Source organism: Erythrobacter donghaensis (assembly GCF_001557325.1).
GTDB classification, from domain to species: Bacteria; Pseudomonadota; Alphaproteobacteria; order Sphingomonadales; family Sphingomonadaceae; genus Erythrobacter; species Erythrobacter donghaensis_B.
Window position 1 is genome coordinate 1 of sequence record NZ_LSJS01000217.1, and the last position, 26,424, is coordinate 26,424.

The 26,424-nt window shown below is 60.8% G+C and carries 31 protein-coding genes and 1 pseudogene; 12 read left to right on the forward strand and 20 right to left on the reverse strand.

Features of this window, described 5'->3' with window-relative positions; genetic code table 11:
• Window positions 1-305, forward strand: a pseudogene (locus AX692_RS20200) (methylase); the annotation flags it as partial.
• 373 nt (window positions 306-678) lie between these two features.
• Here the strand turns inward: AX692_RS20200 and AX692_RS13055 are convergent.
• The 9 genes from AX692_RS13055 to AX692_RS13095 form a co-directional block, all read right to left on the reverse strand.
• Window positions 679-1,209, reverse strand: a complete 531-nt coding sequence (locus AX692_RS13055; RefSeq protein ID WP_196490238.1) for a YybH family protein — start codon at window positions 1,207-1,209, stop codon at window positions 679-681.
• Between the two features lie 31 nt (window positions 1,210-1,240).
• Complete coding sequence (locus AX692_RS13060) at window positions 1,241-2,164, reverse strand: CopD family protein (RefSeq protein ID WP_196490239.1); 924 nt, start codon at window positions 2,162-2,164, stop codon at window positions 1,241-1,243.
• A 7-nt stretch (window positions 2,165-2,171) separates the two neighbouring features.
• The gene (locus tag AX692_RS13065) at window positions 2,172-2,561 is read right to left on the reverse strand and encodes a copper resistance protein CopC (RefSeq protein WP_073973490.1); all 390 of its coding nucleotides are present in this window, start codon (window positions 2,559-2,561) and stop codon (window positions 2,172-2,174) included.
• Window positions 2,562-2,577: 16 nt separating this feature from the next.
• On the reverse strand, window positions 2,578-3,498 hold the full coding sequence (locus AX692_RS13070; protein WP_419470546.1) for a copper resistance protein B: 921 nt from the start codon (window positions 3,496-3,498) through the stop codon (window positions 2,578-2,580).
• Window positions 3,499-3,725: 227 nt separating this feature from the next.
• Window positions 3,726-5,588 carry a copper resistance system multicopper oxidase gene (locus AX692_RS13075; protein ID WP_081095320.1) on the reverse strand — a complete coding sequence of 621 codons (1,863 nt, stop codon included), beginning with the start codon at window positions 5,586-5,588 and terminating at the stop codon, window positions 3,726-3,728.
• 6 nt (window positions 5,589-5,594) lie between these two features.
• Entirely contained in the window at window positions 5,595-6,167 is a 573-nt protein-coding gene (locus tag AX692_RS13080; protein WP_073973967.1) for an RNA polymerase sigma factor, read from the reverse strand.
• Window positions 6,164-6,580, reverse strand: coding sequence for a periplasmic heavy metal sensor (locus AX692_RS13085; protein WP_330997306.1), 417 nt, complete (start codon window positions 6,578-6,580; stop codon window positions 6,164-6,166). Before AX692_RS13085 ends, AX692_RS13080 begins: the two co-directional genes overlap by 4 nt.
• 17 nt (window positions 6,581-6,597) lie before the next feature.
• The gene (locus AX692_RS13090) at window positions 6,598-6,858 is read right to left on the reverse strand and encodes a hypothetical protein (RefSeq protein WP_073973965.1); all 261 of its coding nucleotides are present in this window, start codon (window positions 6,856-6,858) and stop codon (window positions 6,598-6,600) included.
• A 43-nt stretch (window positions 6,859-6,901) separates the two neighbouring features.
• Window positions 6,902-7,309 carry a MerR family transcriptional regulator gene (locus tag AX692_RS13095; RefSeq protein WP_073973964.1) on the reverse strand — a complete coding sequence of 136 codons (408 nt, stop codon included), beginning with the start codon at window positions 7,307-7,309 and terminating at the stop codon, window positions 6,902-6,904.
• Between the two features lie 37 nt (window positions 7,310-7,346).
• Between AX692_RS13095 and AX692_RS13100 the strand changes: the two genes are divergently transcribed.
• The 4 genes from AX692_RS13100 to AX692_RS19110 all read left to right on the forward strand — a co-directional run bounded on the left by AX692_RS13100 (window position 7,347) and on the right by AX692_RS19110 (window position 10,168).
• Window positions 7,347-8,120 (forward strand): MauE/DoxX family redox-associated membrane protein, encoded by a 774-nt coding sequence (locus AX692_RS13100; RefSeq protein WP_419470476.1) that lies wholly within the window; start codon window positions 7,347-7,349, stop codon window positions 8,118-8,120.
• A gap of 568 nt (window positions 8,121-8,688) precedes the next feature.
• Window positions 8,689-9,153 (forward strand): DUF305 domain-containing protein, encoded by a 465-nt coding sequence (locus AX692_RS13105; protein WP_073973969.1) that lies wholly within the window; start codon window positions 8,689-8,691, stop codon window positions 9,151-9,153.
• On the forward strand, window positions 9,150-9,647 hold the full coding sequence (locus AX692_RS13110; RefSeq protein ID WP_073973962.1) for a DUF6692 family protein: 498 nt from the start codon (window positions 9,150-9,152) through the stop codon (window positions 9,645-9,647). The genes AX692_RS13105 and AX692_RS13110 overlap by 4 nt, the downstream gene beginning before the upstream one ends.
• On the forward strand, window positions 9,644-10,168 hold the full coding sequence (locus AX692_RS19110; RefSeq protein ID WP_073973961.1) for a c-type cytochrome: 525 nt from the start codon (window positions 9,644-9,646) through the stop codon (window positions 10,166-10,168). Before AX692_RS13110 ends, AX692_RS19110 begins: the two co-directional genes overlap by 4 nt.
• Window positions 10,169-10,495: 327 nt before the next feature.
• Here AX692_RS19110 and AX692_RS13115 read toward each other — a convergent pair whose 3' ends face one another.
• The 7 genes from AX692_RS13115 to AX692_RS13145 form a co-directional block, all read right to left on the reverse strand.
• On the reverse strand, window positions 10,496-11,134 hold the full coding sequence (locus AX692_RS13115; RefSeq protein WP_066674112.1) for a cation diffusion facilitator family transporter: 639 nt from the start codon (window positions 11,132-11,134) through the stop codon (window positions 10,496-10,498).
• A gap of 110 nt (window positions 11,135-11,244) precedes the next feature.
• Window positions 11,245-14,499: an efflux RND transporter permease subunit gene (locus AX692_RS13120; protein WP_073977725.1), complete on the reverse strand. Its 3,255-nt coding sequence runs from the start codon at window positions 14,497-14,499 to the stop codon at window positions 11,245-11,247.
• Between the two features lie 70 nt (window positions 14,500-14,569).
• A complete protein-coding gene (locus tag AX692_RS19115; protein ID WP_067401082.1) occupies window positions 14,570-15,718 on the reverse strand; it encodes an efflux RND transporter periplasmic adaptor subunit in 1,149 nt (382 codons plus the stop codon).
• Window positions 15,719-15,729: 11 nt separating this feature from the next.
• Entirely contained in the window at window positions 15,730-17,031 is a 1,302-nt protein-coding gene (locus AX692_RS13130) for a TolC family protein (protein ID WP_230959480.1), read from the reverse strand.
• An 18-nt stretch (window positions 17,032-17,049) separates the two neighbouring features.
• Window positions 17,050-17,418, reverse strand: a complete 369-nt coding sequence (locus tag AX692_RS20205; protein ID WP_155644914.1) for a hypothetical protein — start codon at window positions 17,416-17,418, stop codon at window positions 17,050-17,052.
• Window positions 17,419-17,524: 106 nt separating this feature from the next.
• The gene (locus AX692_RS19120) at window positions 17,525-18,328 is read right to left on the reverse strand and encodes a DUF3703 domain-containing protein (protein ID WP_230959479.1); all 804 of its coding nucleotides are present in this window, start codon (window positions 18,326-18,328) and stop codon (window positions 17,525-17,527) included.
• Window positions 18,325-18,951, reverse strand: coding sequence for a cation transporter (locus AX692_RS13145; RefSeq protein WP_073975716.1), 627 nt, complete (start codon window positions 18,949-18,951; stop codon window positions 18,325-18,327). Before AX692_RS13145 ends, AX692_RS19120 begins: the two co-directional genes overlap by 4 nt.
• 83 nt (window positions 18,952-19,034) lie before the next feature.
• On the opposite strand from AX692_RS13145, the gene AX692_RS13150 reads away from it, so the two are divergent.
• Both AX692_RS13150 and AX692_RS13155 read left to right on the forward strand, forming a co-directional pair.
• The gene (locus tag AX692_RS13150; RefSeq protein WP_073975715.1) at window positions 19,035-19,439 is read left to right on the forward strand and encodes a MerR family transcriptional regulator; all 405 of its coding nucleotides are present in this window, start codon (window positions 19,035-19,037) and stop codon (window positions 19,437-19,439) included.
• A 139-nt stretch (window positions 19,440-19,578) separates the two neighbouring features.
• Window positions 19,579-19,908: a YnfA family protein gene (locus tag AX692_RS13155; protein WP_073975718.1), complete on the forward strand. Its 330-nt coding sequence runs from the start codon at window positions 19,579-19,581 to the stop codon at window positions 19,906-19,908.
• Between the two features lie 189 nt (window positions 19,909-20,097).
• Here AX692_RS13155 and AX692_RS19725 read toward each other — a convergent pair whose 3' ends face one another.
• Both AX692_RS19725 and AX692_RS19730 read right to left on the reverse strand, forming a co-directional pair.
• Complete coding sequence (locus AX692_RS19725) at window positions 20,098-20,247, reverse strand: hypothetical protein (protein WP_155644913.1); 150 nt, start codon at window positions 20,245-20,247, stop codon at window positions 20,098-20,100.
• Window positions 20,248-20,280: 33 nt separating this feature from the next.
• The gene (locus AX692_RS19730; protein ID WP_155644912.1) at window positions 20,281-20,667 is read right to left on the reverse strand and encodes a hypothetical protein; all 387 of its coding nucleotides are present in this window, start codon (window positions 20,665-20,667) and stop codon (window positions 20,281-20,283) included.
• Between the two features lie 209 nt (window positions 20,668-20,876).
• Between AX692_RS19730 and AX692_RS13160 the strand changes: the two genes are divergently transcribed.
• From AX692_RS13160 to AX692_RS13170, 5 genes are all read left to right on the forward strand, one after another.
• On the forward strand, window positions 20,877-22,970 hold the full coding sequence (locus tag AX692_RS13160; RefSeq protein WP_073977724.1) for a ParB/RepB/Spo0J family partition protein: 2,094 nt from the start codon (window positions 20,877-20,879) through the stop codon (window positions 22,968-22,970).
• Window positions 22,971-23,053: 83 nt separating this feature from the next.
• Complete coding sequence (locus AX692_RS19125) at window positions 23,054-23,581, forward strand: ArdC-like ssDNA-binding domain-containing protein (protein ID WP_081095321.1); 528 nt, start codon at window positions 23,054-23,056, stop codon at window positions 23,579-23,581.
• Between the two features lie 531 nt (window positions 23,582-24,112).
• The gene (locus tag AX692_RS19130; protein WP_073978122.1) at window positions 24,113-24,316 is read left to right on the forward strand and encodes a hypothetical protein; all 204 of its coding nucleotides are present in this window, start codon (window positions 24,113-24,115) and stop codon (window positions 24,314-24,316) included.
• Between the two features lie 25 nt (window positions 24,317-24,341).
• Window positions 24,342-24,626, forward strand: coding sequence for a hypothetical protein (locus tag AX692_RS19735; RefSeq protein WP_155645008.1), 285 nt, complete (start codon window positions 24,342-24,344; stop codon window positions 24,624-24,626).
• 109 nt (window positions 24,627-24,735) lie between these two features.
• Window positions 24,736-25,140: a hypothetical protein gene (locus AX692_RS13170; RefSeq protein WP_073974417.1), complete on the forward strand. Its 405-nt coding sequence runs from the start codon at window positions 24,736-24,738 to the stop codon at window positions 25,138-25,140.
• A 106-nt stretch (window positions 25,141-25,246) separates the two neighbouring features.
• Here AX692_RS13170 and AX692_RS13175 read toward each other — a convergent pair whose 3' ends face one another.
• Window positions 25,247-25,780 carry an RES family NAD+ phosphorylase gene (locus AX692_RS13175; protein ID WP_073974418.1) on the reverse strand — a complete coding sequence of 178 codons (534 nt, stop codon included), beginning with the start codon at window positions 25,778-25,780 and terminating at the stop codon, window positions 25,247-25,249.
• The gene (locus tag AX692_RS19135; RefSeq protein ID WP_073974419.1) at window positions 25,777-26,139 is read right to left on the reverse strand and encodes an antitoxin Xre/MbcA/ParS toxin-binding domain-containing protein; all 363 of its coding nucleotides are present in this window, start codon (window positions 26,137-26,139) and stop codon (window positions 25,777-25,779) included. The genes AX692_RS13175 and AX692_RS19135 overlap by 4 nt, the downstream gene beginning before the upstream one ends.
• Window positions 26,140-26,424: the final 285 nt, after the last annotated feature.

Consider the following 26,424-nt stretch of genomic DNA (forward strand, 5'->3'; position numbering starts at 1 on the left):
AGCTCGATGTGGCAAAGCTGCTCGAGAAATTCGACATTGCCTCTACCGTTGAACTAACCCCGGATACGATCATTAGGGCGCTTGGAGAGCATCGGACAATCACCATCAAGCTACCGTTCGAGGCGACCATCAAATGTTCGCGGGTGGCAAGCGAGCAGCGCTATGAAATCGTGGGCGCACCGGTCGATCAGCTCCCTTGGCTGAAAAGCATCGGCTGTTTCACTGAGATTATCGCGTTTCGCACGCGGGTGTTCATTCCGACAAAGGGAGCGCCGTCGGTCATCGGCGCGATGTATCGAGTATGAGAAACAGCAGCGCCGAATTTCTCGGGTGAGCCCCTGTGCCTCGCATCTCACCAGAAGCGCGATGACAGGTCGGTAGCTTTCCTTTTAGCGTGCAGCATCTGCGCCGTAGGGAATGACGAGAAGTGGGACGAAGCGGTTGTTCCCAATAGACGTGTCGAACGGCAGGACCTGTCAGACGCCGACGTCCAGAGCCTGTCTGCATGGCTCCGCAGAGTGGCAGAAAGTGGGCCGGGAGCTGAACAGCAGGTGCAGGCTCTTGAAGATGGGAAAGCTCCCGTTCAGTACAGCGCGGGATTTCGAGACCCTCCGCCACCGACGTCCTCAATTATGCAACCAATAGTCGGGCCTTCTTGCTGCCACTATTCCGCAGCCTCTATCGGGTGATTTCCGCGGTTGACCAGTGGATGTGCACGATACGCCATTGCCCGTTCACCTGCCTTAGCATCATCGTCTCGACCGACCGGCTATTGATCGCGCGCGTACGGTAGGTTCCGGAGACCGTTTCGACACTTATGACCCAGGCCATATCGCCTTGCATTCCATGCGTCCGGCTGACCAAGGTTCGAGGCACCGCGGCACTGAAGGCAGCGTCGGCCTTCAGATGATGGCTAGCATATTCGGCGCGGCTATTTTCAACGCCGCCAGATTCAAAAATCATGACGTCTTCAGCGAGGTGCGTCAGCGCGGCGTCCGTATCGCCGCTGGCAAGTGCGGCGTGGAAGGCCATGACAGTTCCGACCGGTGTTGCTGCGTCGATAGATACACCCGCCGTTCCCGAGGCCGGCATTTGCGGCGCATCGTGCGCCCCAGGATGCGCAGCCGCCACACTTAGCCCGATCATCGCAATAGCAGCGAGACGCGCAGTGCGTCGCCCAGCCAACTGAACCACGGTACCCTTTAGCATCGCCATGTTCCTCCCTGTGCCGTGTTCTTGTTTACATCATCACTGGCGACATCAAGCCCAGCACCGCAATCAGACCAATCACGCCGCCGGCCAGCGTCAACTCGCCTGCCAGGCTTCTGCGAAGGCGCGACAAAGCGATTAAGGGCTCAGAACTCTCGCGGCATTGCTCCAGAACCTCCCGTCGTCCGATCGAGGCGTTGTGCGCGCCGAACGCCAGCATAATGCCAACCAACATGACTTTGGCGACCAGCAAGATGCCATAAGGTGTGGTCAAAACCGCCGCGCTGTTTTCCAGTCCAAAGATCAAATGTGCGTTGATCATACCCGTCAGTGCGGCAGCGGCGACCAGACCGACGCCCAGCGGCGCGAACGCGTGCATGACGGCAAGTAGCGGCAAGGCAGGGATGAGATCGGGCTGGCGGTGGGCTTTGACTGAAAGCATCAGGAACCAGCAAATGGCACCCAGCCACAGGCTGGTCGCCAGCAGATGAACGCCATTGTTCAAGCGGTGGAACAGGCCCAATTCGCCTTCAGTCGCAGCTGCATGGCCGCTCCAGCTGAGCGTCAGCAGCGCACCGGCAAAGCATATGGTGGCAACCAGCTGGGCTACCTTTTCGGCTCGGATTGCCAAAAGAGCGCCAAGGCCCACAACCAGCAAAGTTAGACGTATCAGAAACGCCGTGCCCATCTCAGTGCCAACGATCATCGCCTCGATCATTGGCCAGTCGAGCGAAGCAATCGGCGCGCCCATCATCGCTGCGATCGACGCCAACATCAGCGCGATCGACAGCAATGGCGCACAAATTGCGACGAGGATTAGCGCAACCTTCCACGAATCCGGAGACACCCAATCCCGTCCCCGAAGCCTTAACAGGCGAAATGCTGTCCAACCGAACAGGCCGAGGAGCAACGCATAATGCACAGACCGCAGAACCTGTTCGGTTAGCTCACCCATTTCCATATCAGCCGATGATGAAGCTGACTTTACCTGTCATACGATGGCCGTCAGCCCCCGCAGCCTGCCAGCGCACCTCATAGGTACCTTTGGCCAGCGGCTTTTTCAGGTTGAGCGTCATGGTCTTGTTGCCGTTGGACCAGGCAGTGGTGAAGTTGCGGATGGCCATTTCGCCGTGGTTTGCCATGCCCGGCATCGCGGTCATGACGATGCTTGCCGCCGCCGTCGGCGGGAGCAGTGCTTCACTGAATGTCAGCGTGACCACGCGCGCGCTGCCAACAGTCGTTCCCTCCGCCGGTGTTGATGCGACGACTTTGGTGTGAGCAAGCGCAGCGGCCGGGAGAAGAGTGGGTGCCGACACCATAGCAAGGGCTGCAAAAACGGATGCGAATTTCATGGAGTATTCCTTCACTTTAAAACCAAAAACGGATGCCGACGAGAAAGTTGGTGACGCTGGGATCCTCGCCGCGTGCGCGGGCGTAATCGGCGCTGCCACCGAGGCGCCAGCTTTGTTCAATGCCGAGATAAGGGGCGAACTCGCGAATGAATTCGTAGCGCAGCCGTACGCCAACCTCGACCGAGTCTATGCCTGACCCGATCCCGAGGCGCGGAATGTCTTGCGCTGACAAGTTGACCTCGGCGCGTGGCTGCAGGATCAGACGCTGTGTAATGCGCTGGTCAACCTCGCCCTCGATCCGCGCGGTGAGATCGCCGCGCTGGGACAAGAACAATGCGGCGTCGACTTCGAACTGGTAAGGCGAAAGCCCTTGCACGCCGATCACTGCATGCGTGGTGTCAGGTCCCCCGAAGTCTTGCCGCACGCCCGCCTGCAGATCCCAGAAGGGCGCAATGGCCCGGGCGTAAAGCGCCTGAACTTCGGCTTGTTCAATCGGTTCGCCGAACGTGCCTTCGCCCTCGCTCTTGAACCAGAACCGGCTCGTCGGCCCGCCATAATAACCTTGCAAGTCCCACAGGTAGCCATCTGCACCTTCGCGCACTTGTGTCTCGAACCGGTCGCCCTGAAACCAGAAGACCGGGAAATCGCCGTGGGTGCGTTGCAGATCCTCGCGCGAAGCTCGCATCGCGTCGGCGCCCCAAATGGCATCGGCAGCGCGAGGTGGACCGCTTCCAGCCTCAGGTGGCGGCGGGGTTTCCATCTCAGGTCCAGGCGATGCCGACACAGCGTCGTCCATCATGCCGTGATCCATGGTGCTATGATCCATGGTGCTATGATCCATATCCGCCATCGGATCTGCTGGATCAGATGCGGGCATCGCTGGCATGGCATGCTCGGCGTGAGGGTCAACCGGCGGAGCTGTCGGTGTTGCAGGCATCGTATGACCGGCATGCGGATCAGTAGGTGCAGGCGCTGGCGTTATCGGCGCAGCGGGCATGACGTGCCCGGCATGGGGATCGGCGGGAGGAGTCGTCGGCGCAGGAGTAGGGCTCGGCGCAGGTGCTGGGGCAGGCATTGGCATTGCATGACCCTGATGCTGCGCCACTGCTGGCGCAGCAATCACCGCGCTACCTAGCAATGCCGCATAAAAGACAGGCCGCACACTCATGCGCCGCCGCCCGGACCGACCACGGTCACAGTCTGCATCATCCCGCCATGCATGTGATACATCAGGTGGCAGTGAAACGCCCAGTCGCCGGGCTCATTGGCCGTGAGATCAAATTGCGCGCTGGCGCCAGGTTGCACAATCACGACATTCTTGCGCGGCTGATGTGCAGCGCTTTCCCCGTTGACCAGTTCGAAGAACATGCCGTGCAGATGGATCGGGTGCGCCATCATCGTATTGTTGACCAGCTTCACCCGCACCCGCTCGTTCCACGCAAAACGGATCGGCACATCGCTGACGGCGGAATACATCCGCCCGTCGAACGACCACATATAGCGTTCCATATTGCCGGTGAGGTGAAGCTCAAGGAGCCGCGACGGCTCGCGGGTGTCGCGATTGGGTTCGAGCGCAGTCAGCATCCGGTAATTGAGCACGCGGTGCGGCACGTCGCGCAGTCCAAGGCCGGGATCGCCCATTTTGTCCGTCGGTGCCATCGACACCATATCGATCCCTGGGCCAATCGCAACGTCAGGCGGTAGCAGCGTGGTGTCGCGCATCATCATCCCGTCCATGCTCATTCCGCCCATCGCCATCCCGGCCATCGCACCATCAGCGGTGTCAACGGGCGCGACCGGATCGCCATGGCCCATGGCTGCGTGATCCATCTCGCCCGCTGCAGCATCTGCGGCGGCGCCATGATCCATCATGCTGTGATCCATGCCATCAGAGCCGTGGTTCATGCCCATGTCGCCCATGGTCAACAGCGGCGGATCGCGCAGCGCTGGCACCGCCGCGCGCGCACCGGGGCGGCTCGCCAGCATCGCCAGCGCCATGCCGGAACGGTCCATCGATTCGCCCACGATGGCATAGGCATCAGCATCACCGGGCGTGACGATCACGTCATAGATTTCTGCCGTTCCGATCTGGAATTCGTCGACCTCGACCGGGCGCACATTCTGGCCATCGGCAGCGATGACCGTCATTGGCAGGCCCGGGATGCGGACATTAAAGAAGCTCTGCGCCGATCCATTGATGATGCGCAGCCGCACGCGTTCTCCAGCGCGGAACAGATATTCCATCCCCTCGGTTGGCCCCCGCCCATTGGCAAGAAAGGTGTAGGTCGGCGCGCCGATATCCATGATGTCGGTCGGCATCATCCGCATTTCGGCCCACATCCGCCGTTCTTCGCCCGACATCGGATATTGGTCGGTCCAGGTGCTCAGCTGCCGGTTGAAATAGCCTTCACCCGTGCGAAGCCGGCTCATGATGAAATGCGGGTCGAGCACCGTGAAGTCGCTCAGCAGCAGGATGTAATCGCGATCAAACTCAACCGGCTCTGCACCGGCGGGATCAATGATCATTGGGCCGTAATGGCCGGACTGCTCCTGTAGGCCCGAATGGCTGTGATACCAATAGGTGCCCGACTGGCGGATGGGGAATTCATAGGTGAAGGTCTGGCCCGGTTTGATACCGGGAAAGCTGATGCCGGGCACCCCATCCATGTGGAACGGCAAAAGGAAGCCGTGCCAGTGGACCGATGTGTCGGTCTCCAGGTTATTGGTGACATTCAAGCGGACATTCTGCCCTTCGCGCAGCCGGATCAGCGGGCCGGGTACACTACCGTTGACGGCAATGCCCGGGCCGCGCCGCCCTTCGACAATGCGGTGGCCGCTGCCCACGGTCAGATCGATGACATCGCCGGATAGCTCGCCAAAGCCTGCTGGAATACGCGGGCCGCCGCGCCCATGGCTGCCGCCCCGATGCATGCTGTGTCCCTGCGCCCAAGCAGGCATGGCAGCGAAGGCGGATCCTGCGCCAAGGGCGGCGATCAGGTGGCGACGTGTAAGGTTCGGACTGTTCATACGCTTCTATACGCGCGCGTCCGGGCCACCCCTCAAAATACCCACCAATTTTTGACGCGCGCGCGAAAGCCGCGTCTCGACCGCCTTGACACTGATGCCCAGCGTCATTGCGGCCTCCTGCTGGCTCAGGCCCTCAACCGTGCACAAAATCAACACGTCTTTCAGCTTGGCTGGAAGCCCGGCGATTGCACGGGCGGTCGCGGCAAGCTCGGCGCGGTCTGCAGCAAGTGTTTCCGCCGACGGCGCATCATCAGCAATCCAGTCCGCCGTGTGCTCCGGCATCGGCAGACCGATGAACCGCCTGACCGCGCGGCGACGAGCCCAGTCCCGGCATTTGTTGAGCGTGATGGCGCTGATCCAGGCCTTGAATGGTCGCTCGGGATCATAACGGTTCAGCGCAGCAAACGCGGCAACGAACGTTTCCTGCGCAAGATCGAACGCTTCCTCGGGGTCGCCTGTCGCCGAGCGCGCAAGCCGGTACACGGTCTCACGGTAGCGCTCGACCAGCGCACGTTGCGCGCCGGACCCTCCGGCCCGTGCTTCGCGTATGAGCGCCGCATCCGGATTGTCTGAGGTCACTGCGGCTGCGCAGCGAGGCTCTTGCTAACCACCGCATCGAACCGCGCCTGTTGATCGGGACGAAGTATGGCCCGCATCGCAAAAACATGCTCGAGCGTCGCCTTCTGGAGATCCCCCATCGCGTCATGCGTATCGTCCACCGCCGCAGAAACGCGGGGACCAAATTCATGTTCAGCGGCAATGGCGTCGGCGAGCAGTGCATTGCTGCGCCTGAGCCGGTCTTCGAGTGCCTCGCGCCGCGCCGCAAACTGCCGCTCCAATGCGGTCAGTTCTCGTTCCTGCGCCGGATCGAGGTCGAGCTCACCATGAATCAAGGCGTGGAGTTCAGCCCCACCATGGTGCGGTGCGGGTTGGAGCATTCGTCCAAGCCATACTCCGACCAGCGCGAGCGCAACAATCAGCGCCGCCGCCAAGGCGATACGACGAAGGTTCATTCCTGACCCAGTGCAATCAGGGGCGTAAGCGAGGCCGGCGGCCCGAACGCAGCAAGGGGCACCTCGGCGCGCGCAGGGACCTGAAGTCCGCCGACGATCCCCATCCCCAGCGACATCACGAGCCCTAGACCGAGCATAGCCCGCGTCTGCCGGACCTCGTTCTGCGCGCGTGCCGCCAGCCTTCCGCCATCAATCGCGGAAAGATCCGGTACGGGAAGCCTGGCCAGTCGGGCGAGATTTGTGTCGAGGTCCATCATCAAGCTCCTTCGGCATTGTATACGCGGGCGCGGCAAAAACCCCTCAAGTTGCCAGCTTCGATCCTGCATTTTCCTGCGCAAAGCTGAAAGCATCGATGATGGGACAGGGTCCGGATTGGTCCGACGCACAGTCATCTGCAAGCCTGACGAGGGCTCCCCGCATAGTTTGCAAGGTCGCGATTTTCTCATCGAGAGCCGCAATCCGAACGCGCGCCAGATCCTGCGCCGCTGTGCGGTCGCCGGTATCGAGAGCAAGAAGTGTCGCGATCTCGTCAAGCGTGAAGCCCGCGGTCTGCGCCGAGCGGATCGATTGCAAACGGCCAAGATCGCTGCGTGTGTAGCGGCGAGGCCCCTCATGCCGCGCAGGCTGCGCCAGCAACCCGCGGCGCTGATAATAGCGGATCGTCTCGACATTGACCCCGCCTGCGCGGGCAAGTTCACCGATTTTCATTTCAACCCTTGATCCCGTACCATGGTACGGAACCTATATGGGCTACATTGCAGCGATTCAAAGGAAATCACAAATGCCCTCATCCGCCAAAACCGCAGTACTCTACCGCATGGTCATGCCAAATCACACCTGCCCTTATGGCCTGAAATCCAAACATCTCCTCGAAACGCGCGGCTACAAGGTCGATGATCGGCACCTCACCACGCGCGAACAGACTGATGCGTTCAAGGCTGAACACGGCGTTGCAACCACCCCTCACACCTTCATCGATGACGAGCGCATTGGAGGGCATGATGACCTGCGGCGATTCTTCGGGATCAAGGTCCCTGATCCTGGTGCAACCAGCTATCGCCCAATCATCGCGCTCTTCGCCATGACCGCAGCGATGGCGATGGCCGCCGGCATCGCAGTCGATGGAACGGCCCTGAGCATTCGCGTCGCGGAGTGGTTTATTGCTTTCAGCATGTGCGTGCTGGCGCTGCTCAAGCTCCAGAATGTCGACAAGTTTGCGACCATGTTCCTCAATTACGACCTTCTGGCAAAGCGCTGGGTGCCTTATGCGACCCTCTATCCCTTCGCCGAGGGCCTGGCCGGTGTGCTGATGATCTCGGGCCAGCTGCATTGGCTTTCGATACCGGTGGCGCTGTTTATCGGCACCGTCGGTGCGGTGTCTGTGTTCAAGGCGGTCTACGTTGAGCGGCGCGAACTCAAATGCGCTTGCGTGGGCGGTGACAGCAATGTGCCGCTCGGTTTCGTTTCGCTGACCGAAAACCTGATGATGATCGGCATGGCTGCTTGGATGCTAATCTGAAAAGGAGAGCGCACTCTGCCAGCGGACTTTTCAATTCGCCGCAAAGGGGTGATCGTCTGATGTCGAAGAAACGCGCCTAATGCTGTCGGTAAGTCTTCAGGGTTTATGGGGTGCTTGCCGATAGTAGCGTGTGCCTCACAGCGGACAGAAACGCGATGCTGGCGGCGCTTGGCTTCTTCCCACTGCCTTGACACCTTCAAGCTTCAGCCGCTGCACGATCCTCGAGGATGTGCGCCCATAGCCCGACGCTGACGAAAGATTTGGCCGCCGAGCCACTGGAGCTGGCTTATATCATATGTCGTTTTCGGGGTCGGCTTAGGAGGCCAAGACACCTTCGCGGCGGTGGTCGCCCGATCGACTGTTTGGGTAGTTGGTGAGCCTCTCTTTAGCATGCGCTCACCTTCGGATCGCGATGGCCTCCACCGCCTGGTGCCAAGCGGAGAAGGAACCATGCACTACTGCGGCGGTTATTAGATTAAGCTGTTCAAAAAGCGGGAGATCAGCTTTGAGAAGGTCGAAGGAAAACGACGGAGACTCAGAACGCGACCCTTATCGGCGCTTCATGGCCATGATCGGCACCAGCACAGTCGTCATGTTCGGCCTGATGTACATTAATACCTATAATATCGACCATGTCTTCTGGAGTGAAACTCGCTTCTGGATGGCCTTCGTCATGGGTGCAGCCATGATGGTGATCATGCTTCTTTTCATGTGGAGCATGTACCCCAACCGGGCCAAGAACACGCTCATTCTTGGCGTCGCAGTGCTGGTCTTCTCGGTCGCTCTTTGGCTGGTGCGGAGTCAGACGACCGTGACCGACACCGAATACATGGCGGCGATGATCCCTCACCACTCGATCGCGATCATGACCAGCGAGCGCGCGCATATCCGCGATCCACGAGTGCGCAAACTCGCGCACGACATCATCCTCGCCCAGCGCCGCGAGATCGCACAAATGCGCTACCTGATCGCCGATATTGATGAGAACGGTGTGAGGGTGACCGAGCGCCTTCCGAAGGAAACACAGCCATGAGGGAACTTATCGCTTTTTCTTTCATGGCCGTCCTGACGCTGTCCGGCTGCAACCGAAACGACGCGATCGGCAACGATCGGGAGGCGCAGCTCGAACCGGCGCCGACCCCCGCGCCAGTGATGGCCCCGCAAGCGGCGCTTGCCAGGGTTTCGGGTGCGCTGATCAAGCCAGAGACGATGTCGGAAGCCGATCTGGCAGTCATCGGCGGGCTGGAGGGTCGTTGTGCGGTCCGGCTGACTGAGGTCGCGTTTCCGTCCTTCGTATTTACCCGCGGTGGTGAAGGCACCATCAAGCTCAACGGCAAACTGGTTCCGCTTCCTGCAGAAGGCGAAGGCCGATTTGCGGGCGGTAGCCTCAGCGTCACTCTTCGCCCCCGCGATGAGAGCGGAGACGCCGGGCTCCAGGGAATGGATATGATCGTCCTTTTGCCCGGCGAAGAGGACGAACTGGGCTACGCGGGCTTTGTCGAATGCAAAGAGGTTAGATCGTCATGAAACCTGCCGCGAAAGCTGCGGTGTTAAGTTCGCTCGGAGTGATCGTTCTCCTGGCCGGTTCTGCGCTACTGACGGTGTTTACCGGGGGCTACAATGTCGCAGCGACACAGCGTCATAATCCGGTCGTTGGCTGGGCGCTCGACACCACGATGCATAACTCCGTAGAACGTCGCGCAGGTGACATCGCTACGCCACCGGAGTTCACCCGAGCAATGATCGAATCCGGTGCCAGCGAATACAAAGAATACTGCGCACATTGTCACGGCGGCGTCGGCAAAGGTCGGGCCGATTGGGTGGCGGGCATGCGTCCTCACCCGCCTGCGCTGGCCCGGACCGCGAACCAATGGAGCGAGCGGGAAGTATTCTGGATGGTAAAGCACGGCATCAAAATGAGCGGAATGCCTGCTTTTGGACCGAATCACGATGATCAAACGCTGTGGAACATTACTGCCTTCGTCAAGGCCATGCCCAATATGACAGCAGAAGAGTACGACAGCTTCGAGGGTGGGTATGAGCATTAGAAGAGCGGCTGTAGCTTGCACTGACTTTCAGTGTCTGGTCATCGTTGATTAGTTACGAATAACGACGACCGTAATTCAAGGACAAACAAGCCTTCCTTTGAGGCGGCGTCGCTCATATCAATCGGAAGATTGGCTGTAACTGTCCTTAAGCCCGCGACAATATCGTTGAAGATCTGCAAGAAGGTCTGTAAGATACTGTTCATTAGCTCTGCTGACGGTAAGTGATCGTGCAGTTTCTCTTCGACTTGGCTGTTGCGGTGGTGGCCTCACGCTGAGGGCGCTGTGTTGCGCCTTGGCTTTCCGGACCGCCAAAATCTTCGTCGCCGCTTACATTCTAAACTGATCACCCTTCTCATGTTCGGTGCCATCCTCATCATGGACGTCCATGTGGGCATCCCGCAGGATGTCGATGCCACCGTAGAGCGCAATCCCAGCCACAGCGATGCCGACAACAAGATCGGGCCAATTCGCCCCGGTCACCATCACTATAATAGCAGCAATGATGATGCCGCCATTCGAAATGAAATCGTTGAAGCTGAAAGTCGTCGCCGCGCGCAGGTTGACATCCTTGTCGCTCATCTTCTGAAGCATCCTAAGGCAGATCAGGTTCACGACGGCCGCCACCGCTGCCATTGCCATCATCATGATACCCGCTGGCTCTGACCCTTCGACAAAGCGCCGGATGGCATCGGCGATGACGCCGCCTGCAAAAACGAGCAGCATGATACCGGAAAAGCGTGCCGCGCCGCGCTTCCATACGCGGGAACGGGACAGGGCCAGCAGGCTCAGCGCATAGACCACCGCGTCCGATGAATTATCCAGCCCGTTAGCGAGCAGCGCGTTGGAATCGCCCGCGATGCCGGTAATGAAGAAGCCGACAGCGATGGCGACGTTAAGCCACAGCACAATCCACAGGGTGCGCCGCTTTTCGGCTGTGTCGAGCTTCAGTTCACCTTCGCCGCTCATCTCAATCTCTCCTTTGTCCCCCAACTTTCCTGATCAGACCAGACGCGATGGCCGCCAGCGCGATGGAATCGTGGTTTACCATTCCACATCGCGCTGGCGCCGGACTTCACCTAGGTAACCTCACCGAGTTCGCCCTGTTCCTCTTCGGTGGCATTGCGGCGCAAGCGTTCGCGCCACTTTTGCCTCCAGCTGCGCTTGTCGTCAGAATCGCCCAGCACAAGTTTGGCGATCGCCGGCAGAACGAAAAGGGTGAGGATGGTCGCGGTGATGAGGCCGCCGATGACCACGGTCGCCAGCGGCCGCTGCACTTCGGCCCCGGTCCCGGTCGCGATCGCCATCGGCACGAAGCCAAGCGATGCCACCAGCGCAGTCATCAGCACCGGACGGATGCGCGCCAGCGCACCGTCAATGATCGCTTCCTCAAGTGCCATGCCCTTATCGAGGCGCTGTCGGATGGCCGTCATCATCACCAGTCCGTTGAGCACCGCCACGCCGGAAAGGGCGATGAAGCCCACCGCCGCCGAAACCGAGAAGGGCAGCCCCCGCAAGGCCAGAGCAAAGACCCCGCCTGCCAGAGCCATGGGAATGGCGCTGAACACCGCCAGAGCCGGAACCCATCCGCCGAGCGCCATGAACAGGAGCAGCAGCACCAAAGCGAAGCAGACCGGCACGACGATAGCGAGCCGCGCCTGCGCCGCTTGCAGGTTCTGATACTGGCCGCCCCATTCGATGAAAGAAGCAGGAGGCATGTCGACCTGCGCCGCCACACCCTCCTGCGCTTCCTCGACGAAGGAGCCCAGATCGCGTTCGCGGACATTGGCCGATACAATCACGAGCCGACGCCCTTGTTCACGGCGCACTTCTGCCAGACCATCGACCACCCGGAAATCGGCGAGCGTGCGCAGGGGTATGGACACACCGTTTTCAAGCACGATCGGAAGCGCACCAAGCTGGTCGAAGTCGTCGCGGGTGGCAGCATCGAGGCGCACAACGACATCGAACCGCCGGTCCCCTTCGAACACCATGCCTGCGGGCCGACCGCCCAAAGCGATGGCCACCGATTTGGCCACCTCCTCTACTGTTAGCCCGTAGCGGGCTATTGTCGGTCGATCGAACGCAATGTCGAGCGTCGGGAAGCCCGTGACCTGCTGCACCTTCACGTCGGCGGCGCCCTCCACGTCGCGAAGGACTCCCGCAACTTCGCCCGCCGCATCGGTGAGCGCGGTGAGGTCATCGCCATAAAGCTTGACCGCCACATCACCGCGAACGCCGGCGATCAGCTCGTTGAAACGCAGTTCGATCGGTTGGCTGAACTCGTAGAGATTGCCGACTAGACCGCCGAGCGCACTTTCCATTTCAGTAACGAGCGCATCCTTGGACAGACTGGGATCGGGCCACTCATCGCGTGGCTTCAGAATGACATAGGCGTCTGAAGCGTTAGGCGGCATCGGGTCGCTCGCCACCTCGGCTGTGCCTGTTCGTGAGAACACCAGCGCAACCTGAGGGAACTCGGCGAGGCGATCCTCCACCTGCCGTTGCATCACAAGCGATTGCTCAAGCGAGGTGGAGGGAATGCGCAGGGACTGCACCGCCAGGTCGCGCTCGTCGAGCTGCGGGGTGAACTCGCTGCCGAGGAAGGTGAACAGCACTGCCGCAAGCGCAAAGGCTCCGGCACCCGCTCCGATTACCGGCCAAGGCCGGGCAATCGCCTTGCGCAAGGCCGGACCATACCGCTCCTTTGCCCAGACAATCGGCTTCACTTCCTTCTCGGTCAGCTTCTTGTTGAGCAGCACCGCAATCATCGCCGGGACAAAGGTCAGCGACAGCACGAAGGCCGATGCCAGCGCCAGCATCATAGTGATGGCCATCGGCGAGAACGTCTTGCCTTCGACTCCGGTGAAGGTGAGCAGCGGGGCAAAAACAAGGAAGATGATCGCTTGGCCGTAAACGGTCGGTTTGATCATTTCCTGTGCCGCGAGGCGGGTTTCGGTCAGGCGTTCCCCGAGCGTGAGCAAGCGCCCTTCATGATGCTGCCGTGCCGCCAAGCGTGCGACGCTGTTCTCGACGATGATCACAGCGCCATCGACGATCAACCCGAAGTCCAATGCGCCAAGACTCATCAGATTGCCCGACACACCGAGCCGGTTCATCCCCACCGCTGCAAGCAGCATCGAGAACGGGATGACCAGCGCCGTGATAATCGCTGCCCGAATATTGCCAAGCAGCAGAAACAGCACCGCGATGACCAGCAAGGCCCCTTCGAGCAGGTTCTTCTCGACGGTTGCGATCGTGGCATCGACCAGAGACGAGCGGTTATAGACGATCTCGGCCACTACACCTTCGGGCAGCGATGCGCGCACCTCCTCAAGCCGAGTAGCGGCGTTCGCGGCCACGGTCCGGCTGTTCTCGCCTGCGCGCATCAGAACCGTGCCCACCACGGCCTCTTCGCCGTTGAGCGATGCCGCCCCGGTGCGCAGGTCGCCGCCGATGGCGACATCGGCCACATCGCCAATGCGGACGGGAACGCCCTCGCGGGTCGCCACCACGGCCTCCTTAATGGCCTCGATCCCATCAAGCCGGGCATCCACCCGCACCAGCAACGCCTCCCCTGCGCGGTCGACGAAATTGGCCCCGGCCGCCAGATTGGCTGCTTCCAATGCCTGAATCAGCGACTCGAAAGAAAGACCATAACCGGTAAGCCGCGCCGGATCGGGCTGCACCAGATACTGCTTTTCGAAGCCACCGATGGAATCGACTCCCGCAACGCCATCGATGGACCGCATGAGTGGAGCCACCACCCAATCCTGCACGGTGCGGAGATAGGCGGCCTTGGCCACCTCGCTGTCGAGCCGGTCGCCGCGCTCGGTAATGAAGCTGCCGTCGGGCTGCCAGCCCGTTCGCCCACCTGTTGCCGCACCCTTGCCTCCGGGATGCTCATATTCGATCGTATACATCAGCACTTCCCCAAGGCCGGTCGAGATCGGCCCCATGGTGGGTTCCGCGTCTTCGGGCAGCGATGCGCCGATCGGTGCAAGCCGCTCGTTCACTTGGCTGCGTGCGAAGTAGATGTCGGTCCCTTCCTCGAATATCGCTGTCACCTGGCTGAAGCCGTTGCGCGAGATCGAGCGAGTCATTTCGAGCCCCTCGATCCCGGCAAGGCCGGTCTCGATCGGGAACGTCACCTGCGTTTCGACCTGCGAAGGCGAAAGTGCGGGCGCGCTGGTGTTGATCTGGACCTGCGTGTTGGTGATGTCGGGCACCGCATCGATCGGCAGGCGCACCAGATTGAATGCGCCATAGATCGCCGCAAGGATGGTAAGAACGATGATCCCCCAGCGAAACCGCACCGCAATGTCGAGAACCATGCCGATGACGCCGTGGCCTTCATCATTGCCGTGGTTCGGACTATCCTCGTGCGAGGGAGCTGCGGTGTGATCAATGCCCATCTTCGGCTTCCTCCTTTTCGAGTTCAGCTTTCAGCAGGAAGGCGTTTTCAGTCGCGACGGCTTGTCCGGCGCTCAGACCGGAATGGATCGTCACCATTCCGCTCGAGCGGTTGCCTGTCTCCACCTCACGTGCCTGAAACCCGCGGCGGGTTCGAACAAATACGACGTCTTTGCCGTCAACCACCTGGACGGCATCTTCAGGAACAGCGATGCTGCTTTGGTCCATTTCGCCGGAGGGACGGATGCGGGCCTGCAGGAAAGATCCGGGTTGGAGGCCGGAGACGCTTCCCGGAAGATTGAGAATGGCAGTTGCGCTGCGGCTTTCAGGGTCGAGCGACGGTGTCACCGAGCGCACGCGCGCTCCGATTTCCCGTCCATCGCCGACAATGAGAGCAGCTTCATCGCCGGGCTTGATCCGGACAGCATCGGCAGATGGCAAAGCGACCTCGATCTGCAAACCATCGGGATTGATGACCTGAAACAGTTCCTCACCGGCATCCACATATGAACCAAGCACGATGGGCGCAGTTGTCACACGGCCAGATATGGGGCTGGTAACAGCCAGTGAGCGGCCATCCCCGCTTACCCCCGCTGCCGAGACAGCGGCCTGTGCACGGGACAGTTCGGAACGGGCGACATCAAGATCGGCCCTGGCAGCTTCAAGATCCTGTCTCGCCGTGACGTTCCCCTCGAATAAGCGTCGCTCACGGTCATAGGCAGAAGAAAGCGCCGTCACCCGCGCGCGCGCTGCACTCAATTGCGAAGCGAGCGCAGCAGCATCAGCGCTTTCGATCCGGGCGACCGTCTCGCCCTGGCTGACATAGTCACCCAATGTCTTGCTGATACTGCGAACCACACCGGTAGCGCGTGCATCAATCCGTGCAGTGGCAGCGGGACTGGCCGCAACCGTCGCGGGAAAGACCAGTTCAACGGCGGCGCCGGACTGCACAGTCTCTATTCTGATCTTGGCAGCGCGCAGTTGCTCATCACCGATCAGGACAAGACCTTCCGGCAAGGCGGATTCGGCCGCCTCATCGTCTTGCTGGACAGCAGCCTCGTTCGCGGGCCAGATAAAATACAGCAACGCTGCGGCGGCGATTACAATCGCGGCGACAATCGCCAGCGTTCTGCGGTTCATGACAATATTCCTCATTGTGCAGCTAGCCTGATAAGTTCGGCGGCGGCCTGTCCCCGGTCCTGCTGCGCAGCGATCAGCGCCTCACGGATTGCATCGCGGGCATCGGCGGCGGCCAGGACTTCGATCAGCGGAAAGCGGCCATTGCTGTAGCCGATGCGCACGAGCCTCAACGCTTCTTCGGCCTGTGGCAGGGATGTTGCGGAAAGGGTTTCAACGCGCGCCTCGGCAGCCAGATAGGCGGCGCGTGCGCGGGCAACGGCCAGTTCGTAATCCGCGAGCGCTACAGCTTCGCGGGCAGTTGCTGCGCGCAGATTGGCTTCGGCAGAAGCGATATTGCCCTGATTGCGATTGCTGAATGGGAGCGGGATCGAGACGCCGACTACAAAGGCATTGGCGTTGCTCTCCTCGAACCGCCGCACGCCGGCCGAGATGGTGGGATCCGGGATGCGCAGGCTGCGTTCCCGCGCTATTTCTGCGGATGCGGCAGCTGTGTTTGCCCGCGCAAATTCCAACTGCAATGGCGCACTGGTTGCCATTATCTGGTCTGGCGGTGCAATGGTGGGAAACTCACTCGGCACCACAGGCGGCGCTGCCTGCTCGCTCCACAAAGCGGCAAGGCCTGTTCGTGCAGCAAGGCTGGCCGCTTGCGCAGCTTGGAGCTCAGCCTGCGCTTCAGCGAGCGCGGCTTGCGCCCGCAAGGCTCGCAGCGGCGGCTCGCGGCCGACCTCCACCAGCAGGTTCGCAATGCGCGCCAGTTCCTCGTTGCGCGCGACGATATCGCGGGCAAGATCAAGGCGCGATACGGCTGCAACGGCTGCGATATAGCGTTCGCGCACCACAAACCCGAGCTCCGCCTGCGAGAGGTTGGCCCTCAGGGTTGCAAGGTCGGCCTGGGCCTCGGCTGCTGCGATCCGCGCACCCCGCTTACCGCCAAGTTCAAGCTGCTGGCCAACCGACAAGGTGATTTGTGTCGCACGTAAGCCGGAGAAGGCGCCGCTACCGGCAAAATCCTCAGCTTCGAGAGAGACCTGCGGATTGGGCCGCAAGCGCGCCTGACCGATGAGCGCCTGTGCTGCCTCGGTTTCAGCGCGCGGCCCGATAAGGCGCGGATTACTGTCGGAAAACGCGGAGCCATCTGTGACCCCGCTGCGGTCGAGCGCTTCATCGAGCGACACAACCGCTGGCTCCTGCGCGGCAGCAGGCTCCGTAAATGCGGCGAAGGTCAACCCTGCAATCAGGGCGCCCCGCCATAATATGGCTGACATTTTGGATGACTTCCTCTGCTGACGTTCAAAAACGGCACCGGAAATCATTCCGGCGCGCGTGGAGCGTCAGACTCGAGGAGGTGGGCTCACTATATCGCGATAAACCGAAGGTAGTCGGTTATAGCGTGCCGACAAATGCACGGCCAAAAGCTCACGGCTCTCGATACCAACTGCAGCGCCCTCTACATTGGAGCCGTCGTGGCAATGGCCGTGAGCGCACACACCGTGCTGCTCGACAGGAGTATCGGGATCGCCCTGATCACTCTTGCCAGATGCTTCTACCTGAAGCGAAATGGTCGAAATTTCAGACCCGTCGGAAAATCCGGCTTCAGCCCCGCAGGTTGCGGCATCAGCGACCGTCGCCAGGACAAGCATCACCAGCGCCAGAAGTATGGCAAGAGGGCGCAGGGCAAGAGGGCGGATTGCAAGCGTCATGGACGTGACGGCGCCAGTAACATTGGCAAATGGGTGGAGCAAGGCTAAAATATCTCGATAATATATAAGGTTATATTGTCACAACGTAATTGAGGACGATCTGGCATCATCTGCTTCCTTGCTCAGGCTGATCAATTTCCAGTTGAAGATCATCCGGCAGTGGCATTGGCGCAAAGGCGCTCACATTCGATCGCCCGGTATTGCCGACCGGCAGTCGTCCCGTCAGCGCTCCAAGTGGTGCCAGAATGATCCTGAGAATCTGACCCAGCACCTCGCTCCAATCGCGCTGCTCAATCGCAAATCGCAGCATGGCACCGTGGCTGGCGAGATGCGGGCCAATATATGGCTGCGAAACAATATGAACCCGCTCCAGATGGTGCCACGCACGATCGTCGTCTCCCGCTTCTACCGCTGACCGGTATGCCGCCATTTCGGCCGCGATCACCCTCCGCGCCGCGAGGCTCTTGGCAAGCCCCCGCCAGCGCCGCTGCCGGTGCCAATAGAAGATCTGCGCAAAGGCCCAGATGAACGGGGTCAGGGCTCCGGCCGAAACGTCGACCTCGTCGTGGTAGCGCGTCCCGCCGTCCTTGTCCGGCGCGACCGTAATCCAATGATCCCACTTCGAGATGAGGGCACTATAGCCTTCATCACGCAGTCGTTTCGGCCATTCGATGCCGTCAGCTTCGTGCAGGGACGTCACGATCGACTGGGTCCCGAAGGGGATCATGCCGAATAGCCGGAGCTTGACCTGGTAGCGCCCGCCGGGCTGAAAGCTCTCGAACGCCGCGTCGTCGACCTGGATGAAGCGCACCAGCGGCCAAGCGATATGCTGCAACAGGCCCGCCGTCTGCACCTCGGCCCAGACAGTTTCCGGCTTGAGCGCGATATGTGTCGAACAGGAAACCTTCATACCGCAACGCTCCGCAGCTCAAGTCTTGCTTGCTGGACAATCTGAATGCCGCCGCTGATCCCGAGCAGCGCCAGGATCGCTGCAACAATAAGGTCGGGCCAGGCCGTCCCGGTGCCGAACACGCCAAGTGCGGCCGCCATCACGGCGATATTGCCGACCGCGTCATTGCGCGAGCAGATCCAGACCGAACGCATGTTCGCGTCTCCGGTGCGGAAACGATAGAGCATGATGGCGACACCGGTGTTGGCCGCGAGCGCGAGCGCACCGATAACCCCCATCAATTCAGGCTCGGGTGCAGCTCCGCCGAGTGCCGCGAGAATGGCCGTGATCATCACCCAACCACCGAGACCGACGAGGGTAAGACCCTTGGCCAGCGCGGCCCGGGCCCGCCATGCCAGCGCCATCCCGGCGACCAGCAGGCTGATCGCATAATTGGCGGCATCGCCCAGAAAATCGAGCGCATCAGCCTGCAATGCGCGGCTGTCAGCAGCAGCCCCTGCCGCCATTTCTACCGCGAACATGCCAGCGTTCACACCAAGCGCGATCCACAGGGCCCTGCGCCAGCGCGGGTCATTCAGCGTTGCCGTCGTTCCGCACGCGGCCTTGCAGCAATCATCAGCCATCATCTTGCCTCCTCGACAATCTGCGAGTCGGCACTCTATCTACACCCTGTAGCAACTACAGGGTCAAGCCCGGAGGATTGGCGATGAAGATTGGCGAGCTCGCGAGCGCCACGGCGACTAAGGTTGAAACCGTGCGCTATTATGAAAAGATCGGGCTGTTGCCGCCACCCGCACGGACAAGCGCCAACTATCGTGCTTACGGCCATGATCATTTGGCGCGCCTGTCATTCATCCGCCGCGCTCGCGATCTTGGTTTCACGCTAGAAGCGGTGCGCGAACTGCTCACGCTGTCGGATGACAAGGCCCAATCCTGCGATGCCGTTGACGGAATCGCGCGCGTCCACCTCACCGAAATCGACCGCAAGATCGCCGATCTGAGCGCGCTGCGCGGCGAACTCGACCGGGTGATCGGTTCCTGCCGTCACGGAACCGTTGCCGACTGCAAAATCATCGAGACCCTCGCCCCGCGCGCACTGCCCGCGACGTGATCGAAGATCGCTGCTTTGGCACCGACGCTTCGGCTTGGCGTCCATGTATTCGTCAGACGGCGTTGACGGTGCTGCGACACCCGGCAATTGTCTGTCCAGCCCCACTATCGACACGGATCAGGCCCTCAATATGCCGACCATGCAAACCGGACTCATCTATGCGCTCGCCGCGCTGGCGGAGATCGCCGGTTGCTTCTCGTTCTGGGCATGGTTGCGGCTCGACAAATCTCCCTGGTGGGTTGCGCCGGGCATGGTGTCGCTCGCGATCTTTGCCTTGCTCCTCACGCTGGTCGATACACCTGCTGCGGGCCGCGCATTCGCAGCCTATGGCGGCGTCTACATCGCAGCGTCACTCATCTGGCTTTGGAGTGTCGAAGGCGCACGACCCGACCGCTGGGATATCATTGGCGCGGCGATTTGCCTCGTCGGAGCAGGATTGATCCTGGGAGGTCCGGGACGATCAGCCTGATAGCAGAAAATGGGATGGTCACTCGAAAAGCTTTTCGTGAACATCGCGGAATGCCAATGGGTTAAAGCCTATAATGAATAACGTTTACGAGGTTTGCTCGACTGTTAGGCATTCGCGCAAAAGCGGCCCAAAAGAAAGCGGGCGCCCAGTCATTGACCGGACGCCCGCCCTTATGATTTGGCCAGTCCCTTACGGGCAGCAGTCCATGGCCGCCTCGCAGCATGCGAGCACGAGATCGCAGCAAGACATTGCTAGCGATGCGACTTGATCCGGCGCGGCGGCAAAAGCGGCCGAACTGGAACCGAGCAGCACTGCTGCCGTGATGATGTACTTCTTCATAATGTTATCTCCGTTGAAATTGAATTGCGTCGATCAACGGAACATTCGGGGAGGCGGCGGTTCCGGCCCCCCGTTAGGCAGTGGCGGAAACTTTTCGAGAAGCGCAAGAAAAGTGAGCGACGACAGATCGCGGGGCTCTAGCGACGAAACGCGCTCTGCCGGAAGCGTCTGGCACAAGGCCAGGCAATAGCTCTGACACTGCCCGCGCTCATCATCCATGCAATCGCCGCAATCGTCTGCGTCGGCGTTCATCTCTGCCATGGGGGCGCAACCGTTCGCTGCATACGTTGCCTCGACAGGAAGCAGGGCGACCAGAAATGCCGCGAGATAGAGAAAGAGGCGCTGTGTCACCGGTAGAACCATACTGCGGTGTTCGGTTGGATAAAAGACATAGTTACACAGGTGGCTCGAATCCAACATGCCGCCTCCATGACGATCCTCGCCAGTCTACTGCGCCGGTAATTTCGGAAACCTCGATTGTCCGCGCCGGTTCAAGCACGGTTTGCCACGGCGTCCATCCGCAGGGCGACAAAGTATGACCTGAGGCCTGCGTGACAAGCAGATCAGAAGGGGAGGGGGAGGGGATGTGTGCCCGGGTGATTGCCGGGTGCACATCAGGAGTGACGACGATGCTTATTCCCTTTTCCCGGCTCTATCTGAGCGATGCCAATGTGCGCAAAACGCGCAGCGAAGAAGACGATATCCAGCTTTCCGCCGACATCGAAGCGCGCGGCCTTTTGCAGAATCTGCTGGTCACCAAGAGCAAGAAGCGCGGCAAGTTTGCCGTGATCGCCGGTGGTCGCCGCCTGCGGGCCATCGAGATGATCGTCGCGCGCGGTGCGTGGGCCCCCGATGCCGAGATCGAATGCAAGCTGCTTGAGGGCAGCGAAGAGGAAGCCGGCGAGGCCTCGCTTGCCGAAAACTTCCAGCGCGTCGGGATGTCACCGGCTGAGGAATGCCGCGCCTTCCAGCACTTCATCAAGGAAGGCAGCGATGTGGCCGCGGTCGCCAAACGCTTCGGTCTCACCCAGCGCTTCGTGGAAGGCCGCTTGCGGCTTGCCAACCTCGCCGAGCCGATCTTCGAAGCACTCGCCAAAGGCGATGTCACCCTCGAGATCGCCAAGGCTTACGCCGCGACCGACCAGCACGAAGTTCAGCTGCGGGTCTTTGAGCAGATGCGCTACGCCTATAACCCAAGCGCCGATGCCATCCGGCGTATGGTGGCGAGCGGTTCCATGCGCGGCAATGACCCAATTGCGCTGCTGATCGGCGAAGATGCCTATGTGGCCGCTGGCGGCAAGATCGAGCGCGACCTCTTCAGCGAAGCGTCAGATGATCGCTGGATCGACATCGAGATCGCCCACAGGCTTGCGGCCGAGAAAATGGAGGCCGAAGCCCAGCGGATCGCTGCTGAAACTGGCCTTGCCTGGATCAGCCCAGTGGCGTCGACCAATTCATGGCAGGCGCGCAGCGAAATGGGCGTCAATGCGGTTCGCCTCCCGCCCACGCCGCTCTCCGAAGAAGCCCGTGCCAGAATTGACGCGATCGATGCCCGCATGGAAGAAATCAGCGAGATCATCGACGAAGGCGAAGAGGGCGGTGATACCGATTTCGGGCAGCTCGAGGCCGAGTATGAGGAACTCGATGCTGAGCGCAGCGACCTCAATAACCCGGTGCGCGAACTGCCCGAAGAATGGCGCAGTGAGGCCGGACGGTTTCTGGTTCTCACCACCCGCGGCGAAATGGTGCTCGAGGCCGACTACTATAGCGAAAAGCGCCTTTCGTTCGAAACCGATGAGAATGGCAAGGTGACAGCGACGGCCGAAGAGCCGGTGCCAGGTTCCACCAAGCGAGGCAGCGCCGCACCTTCCAGGCCCGAGGCAGTTGCGCCGGGCACGGAAAAGCCGATCAGCGCCCGCCTCTTCGACGAGCTTTCGGTCCAGCGCCGCAATATCCTGTCGGCATCGCTGCTCACCGATGCGGGGCTCGCGCTCGACTTCGCCATCTTCGCGCTGGCTGACAGCCGCAGCTATGAAAGCCGGGGAACCTCGATCAAGGGCGGACGACCCAGCGATCCGGCGACCGGAGAACTTTCGCAGTCCACAGCCGAAGGGATTCTCGCCGAGGCCGAAAACGCGCTCGACACTGCATGGCAGGAACATGGCTGTGCAGCCCAACGCTTCATTGCCTTCCGGGAACTTGCCGACGAAGCCAAGGCGGCATGGCTCGCCTATGCGGTGGCCATCTCGCTCGAAGCCAAGAAGGGCTATGGTTCGGAATACCATCCGATCCATGCTGTCATCGGCAGCATGCTCGACATCGACGTTGCAGCGATGTGGCGGCCGACAGCCGAGAATTTCTTCGACCGGGTCAGCAAGACCTCCTGTCTTGCAGCACTGACAGAAGTCGGCGGCAGCGATCTTGCGGCGCGTTATGCCGCATCGAAGAAGGCTGATCTTGCCAAGACCTGCGAGACGATCTTCGCCGGCAAGGCGATCGTTGAACAGGACGTCAAGGAAGCAGCGCTGGCCTGGTTGCCTGAAGGCATGAAGTTCACGATTGCTGCCAATCCCGCTGATCCGGTTATCCCGGACACCGACGAGGGCGACCCTGTCGCCGACGTCGACGATGGGGATGACGGTAACGCTGGCGGCGAGGCCGACGAGCTCCTCAATGACCATCAACCTGAAGTCGCCTGTGAAGAAGCGGCGGTAGCCGCCTGAGGCGGTCAATCACCCCTCCTGATGACCTGGCCCGGCCACTCGCCTGAGTGAGCCGGGCCTCTTTTTTGTTGAGGAGCAGGCCCATGCGCCAACGACCCAAGCGTGATGTCGCGCAGGAAATCACCAATCTGATCATCGCGACAATCGAGGCCGGAACGCTGCCCTGGCGCCGGCCCTGGAAGAAGACTGGGATGGGCGGAGCGCCGCTGCGCGCGGCAGGCGTCCCTTACACAGGGATCAACCGCCTCTATCTTTGGGCGGTCGCCGACCATTATGGTTATGGCTCGCGCTACTGGATGACCTGGCGGCAAGCCATCGAGCTTGGCGGAAAGGTGCGCAAGGGCGAGACCGCCGAGCCGAGCATCTACTTCAACAGCACGAAGAAGACTGCGATCGACCAGGCGACCGGCGAGGAATCCTCGAAAACAATCCGGTTCATGCGCGCCTACAGTGTGTTCAACGCATCGCAAATCGACGGGCTGCCGCCGCATTTCTATCCGAGCCCGGTGCCTGACCCGCGTCCGAGACGATCTGACGCTCCACACCGACAGCAAGGAGCGCCTGATCAGCGCGATCGAGCGAAACGAGGGCAACAAGACCAGCGCCCTTGAGACGGTCGGCCGCCTCGAGATCGATGCGCCGCGAGACAGCGGGGCCGGGCGGGACAAGTCGGACAAGACCTTCAATCCCGAGGTGCCTGCCGACCTCGCGAAGCCCAACAGCATGGATCTCAGCAAACACCGCGTGGCGGTTGAGCCCCGCGTCCCGGATAAGCCCTTCCCCGAAAAAGACATCAGCCTGGAGATCTGATCATGCACCCTTCAGTCAATTACGATTTCCTCGATCACGGCGACCATGTCCACTGGTGCGATGTCGAGGCTCAGGGAGCGGCCCACTGCGAAGAGCTGGCGATGCGCGAGCACTCGGCAAGGTCAGCCACCGATCCGCTTGCCGACGTAGGCCTCTCCATACTGATCGCGATGGCCATCACCATGGTCGTAGGAACTGCGTGGGGCTTGAGGCAGCGACGGAGATTATCGGATCTGAACGACGCGGGTGCGAGCATTCCGTCTCTACCAAGGGAAACCGGCGCCTGAGTTTGGCGGACAATCCCCTTAACCTATTGATGAAAGGACAATAAGATGAGCAGTTGGAATTTCGAGGACATGGGCGATTTTGCCGACGATGCCGCCGCCGAGCGTTGGGCCAAGCGCAACGAAATCGATCTGCGCGATATTCGTACCACCGCCAGCGGCAGGGGAGTGCGCCTCGAGGTACGGCGATCGTCGCTAGGCGACAATCGGGCGCATAGTGACCTTCGCGATGGGCGAAGGACGGGGTGGTAACTGGTAAAAGGGGAACGGAAGCGCAATGACCAACAGATCTTTGATCATCGGCCTGCCGGTCGTGGTGGCCGCCATCGCGGTGCCTGCGGCGGCAGAGGCCGCACCAGCTTCGGACGTAGCCAGCAGTTTGGCCGCGTTTGCCGAACAACAGGCTGGAGCCAACCCCGAAGCGCGCGCCGCCGAAAAGCGAGCGCGATATCTCGCTCGAAAGCAAGCTGGAAAAGCTGCAGGTTGCGCCGACTGTGCGAATTGTGCGCCGTGCGAGGCTTGCAAGGAATGCGACGACCCCGATGAACGAAGCGAACGTTAGCGGGATGCCTTGAACCGGCCGCACAGTCATCGGGAGAGCGGATATGAACATGGCGGCGGGGATCAGTAGCCCACAGTGCCCCAAATGCAGCCGATCAGTCGGCCATTGGATGGATCGGCAGATCACGCACATCTGTGCCTCTTGTGGCGCGCCGCTCATTCGCTTCAGGGCAAGCCGCGCGCTCAGACTTTATCGCATCTTTACGGTGGCCGATCTGATCCGCATCACGGGATTGCTGGTGACGGTTGCGGCGATCCTCTCCGCTGTCGCATTTCCCCGCGGCATACGGGCTGCGGTCTTCATGGTAGCTACCGCGCTGCTCGCATTTGGCGCTGCCGACATCATGCAAGAGACTTTCGCGATGCGGGCCCGACGCCGCCGAAGCGAAGCGATAATCGGAGGGCCAAAGGGCCAAACTTGGCGGGCAGTCGCACGAACGGTGGCAGGACTGACCTGCCTCATGCTCAGCTTTGTGGGTTTCATGATATGGGCGAGCGTCACCACCGAGATTTGAGAGCTCAGGATATCCAATATCAAACCATCAATCGCCTGCCGACTATGCAGTATCCGACCCGACAAGAAACACAGCTGGATGCTGCAGTTTCTGCTGGATTCCGCAATCATTGCCAGGATGAGCGGTCTTTCGGCAGGCGATTTTCGTCATCGACGACGGCGACCTTGTGCGGCTTGTCTCGCGTCCAATGCCACAGGACCAGATTGATATCCCGCTCGCTGGCGCGCGCGGCAAAGGACGGGACGATGATTCCAGCGCATCCCGCTTTGATCAGACGATCCGCGAGTTCCCACGTGGGCACGGGTTTGCGATCGGCGGCCAGCACTTCCCAGGCGCAAGCGAGTTCGGCTCGCGAGATCAGAGCGGCTGCAAGGCCCTCATCCTTCGTCAGATCGAGGATGTCGCTGCTATCGATCCGGTAACTGCAAAGGGTCATCGGCTGCGCTTTGAAAGCAAAGGCCTGCTGCGCCTCGAGCCATGCGGTCTCTAAGCGCAGCGATGTGTAAAAGCATGCGGTGCCCGGTCTGTTGAACCGACCGCCAAGCATCCGCGCACCCTCGCCGGATTCGGGATCGAAGGCCCACCCGGGATGATGCGCGCGGTAAGTCAGACCTTCGAACCGTATTACCGGCAGGGTCAAGCAAACCCACCCTGTGCGATGCGGGCAAGGTAGCTGCGAACGAGTTCTGCGCGCCCTTGACGGACCAATTCCTCGGCGGTTGCATCGCCCAGAGAGGGCAGGGGCTGCGACCGATACCAGGCATAAGCGGCAAGTTCACTTCCGGTCCACGGGATCACCCGGTTAATGATCTCGCTCATCTCGCGCAGGCGTGTCTGGGTCGACAGACTGCCAGATCGAGAGCTTTTGGAGACAGCATCGCGAGACAGGCCGGCAGCTGCGGCGAGCTCGGACTTGGTGATCCGCAAAGCTCCGGACAGCCGGTCGGGCGAGACGCCATCTTTGCCGGTAACTTCGCTCAGAAATGCAGCCGACGCCATAATGCCTCACACATTGCACGAAACACGTCCAATATGTGGGGCAGCACTAAGCATGTCAAGACCATCCAAGGGCAAGCGCGAGGATCGAGGGCGCTCAACACCGCGAGGGCATCCGCGGGTTGCCCAAGTCCTTCCTTGCGTGCCATGTAACCGCTGATCCACTGGTAGACACTTGAGAGTATCGTCGTTATCTAGCAGAGGGGTGTCATTTCTGTTTCGCGCTAGCAGTTCTTGTCTCTGCAATTTAGACAAGACACTATTTCCGCTAGATAGAGATGTCACTGC

Coding starts and splice junctions, on each gene's coding strand:
- AX692_RS13055 (WP_196490238.1), bottom strand. CDS start 1,209: ATGCTAAAGGGTACCGTGGTTCAGTTGGCTGGGCGACGCACTGCGCGT.
- AX692_RS13060 (WP_196490239.1), bottom strand. CDS start 2,164: ATGGGTGAGCTAACCGAACAGGTTCTGCGGTCTGTGCATTATGCGTTG.
- AX692_RS13065 (WP_073973490.1), bottom strand. CDS start 2,561: ATGAAATTCGCATCCGTTTTTGCAGCCCTTGCTATGGTGTCGGCACCC.
- AX692_RS13070 (WP_419470546.1), bottom strand. CDS start 3,498: ATGCCTGCAACACCGACAGCTCCGCCGGTTGACCCTCACGCCGAGCAT.
- AX692_RS13075 (WP_081095320.1), bottom strand. CDS start 5,588: ATGAACAGTCCGAACCTTACACGTCGCCACCTGATCGCCGCCCTTGGC.
- AX692_RS13090 (WP_073973965.1), bottom strand. CDS start 6,858: ATGATGGACCTCGACACAAATCTCGCCCGACTGGCCAGGCTTCCCGTA.
- AX692_RS13095 (WP_073973964.1), bottom strand. CDS start 7,309: ATGAAAATCGGTGAACTTGCCCGCGCAGGCGGGGTCAATGTCGAGACG.
- AX692_RS13100 (WP_419470476.1), top strand. CDS start 7,347: ATGGGCTACATTGCAGCGATTCAAAGGAAATCACAAATGCCCTCATCC.
- AX692_RS13105 (WP_073973969.1), top strand. CDS start 8,689: ATGATCGGCACCAGCACAGTCGTCATGTTCGGCCTGATGTACATTAAT.
- AX692_RS13110 (WP_073973962.1), top strand. CDS start 9,150: ATGAGGGAACTTATCGCTTTTTCTTTCATGGCCGTCCTGACGCTGTCC.
- AX692_RS19110 (WP_073973961.1), top strand. CDS start 9,644: ATGAAACCTGCCGCGAAAGCTGCGGTGTTAAGTTCGCTCGGAGTGATC.
- AX692_RS13115 (WP_066674112.1), bottom strand. CDS start 11,134: ATGAGCGGCGAAGGTGAACTGAAGCTCGACACAGCCGAAAAGCGGCGC.
- AX692_RS13120 (WP_073977725.1), bottom strand. CDS start 14,499: ATGGTTCTCGACATTGCGGTGCGGTTTCGCTGGGGGATCATCGTTCTT.
- AX692_RS19115 (WP_067401082.1), bottom strand. CDS start 15,718: ATGAACCGCAGAACGCTGGCGATTGTCGCCGCGATTGTAATCGCCGCC.
- AX692_RS13130 (WP_230959480.1), bottom strand. CDS start 17,031: ATGATTTCCGGTGCCGTTTTTGAACGTCAGCAGAGGAAGTCATCCAAA.
- AX692_RS20205 (WP_155644914.1), bottom strand. CDS start 17,418: ATGACGCTTGCAATCCGCCCTCTTGCCCTGCGCCCTCTTGCCATACTT.
- AX692_RS19120 (WP_230959479.1), bottom strand. CDS start 18,328: ATGAAGGTTTCCTGTTCGACACATATCGCGCTCAAGCCGGAAACTGTC.
- AX692_RS13145 (WP_073975716.1), bottom strand. CDS start 18,951: ATGGCTGATGATTGCTGCAAGGCCGCGTGCGGAACGACGGCAACGCTG.
- AX692_RS13150 (WP_073975715.1), top strand. CDS start 19,035: ATGAAGATTGGCGAGCTCGCGAGCGCCACGGCGACTAAGGTTGAAACC.
- AX692_RS13155 (WP_073975718.1), top strand. CDS start 19,579: ATGCAAACCGGACTCATCTATGCGCTCGCCGCGCTGGCGGAGATCGCC.
- AX692_RS19725 (WP_155644913.1), bottom strand. CDS start 20,247: ATGAAGAAGTACATCATCACGGCAGCAGTGCTGCTCGGTTCCAGTTCG.
- AX692_RS19730 (WP_155644912.1), bottom strand. CDS start 20,667: ATGTTGGATTCGAGCCACCTGTGTAACTATGTCTTTTATCCAACCGAA.
- AX692_RS13160 (WP_073977724.1), top strand. CDS start 20,877: ATGCTTATTCCCTTTTCCCGGCTCTATCTGAGCGATGCCAATGTGCGC.
- AX692_RS19125 (WP_081095321.1), top strand. CDS start 23,054: ATGCGCCAACGACCCAAGCGTGATGTCGCGCAGGAAATCACCAATCTG.
- AX692_RS19130 (WP_073978122.1), top strand. CDS start 24,113: ATGAGCAGTTGGAATTTCGAGGACATGGGCGATTTTGCCGACGATGCC.
- AX692_RS19735 (WP_155645008.1), top strand. CDS start 24,342: ATGACCAACAGATCTTTGATCATCGGCCTGCCGGTCGTGGTGGCCGCC.
- AX692_RS13170 (WP_073974417.1), top strand. CDS start 24,736: ATGGATCGGCAGATCACGCACATCTGTGCCTCTTGTGGCGCGCCGCTC.
- AX692_RS19135 (WP_073974419.1), bottom strand. CDS start 26,139: ATGGCGTCGGCTGCATTTCTGAGCGAAGTTACCGGCAAAGATGGCGTC.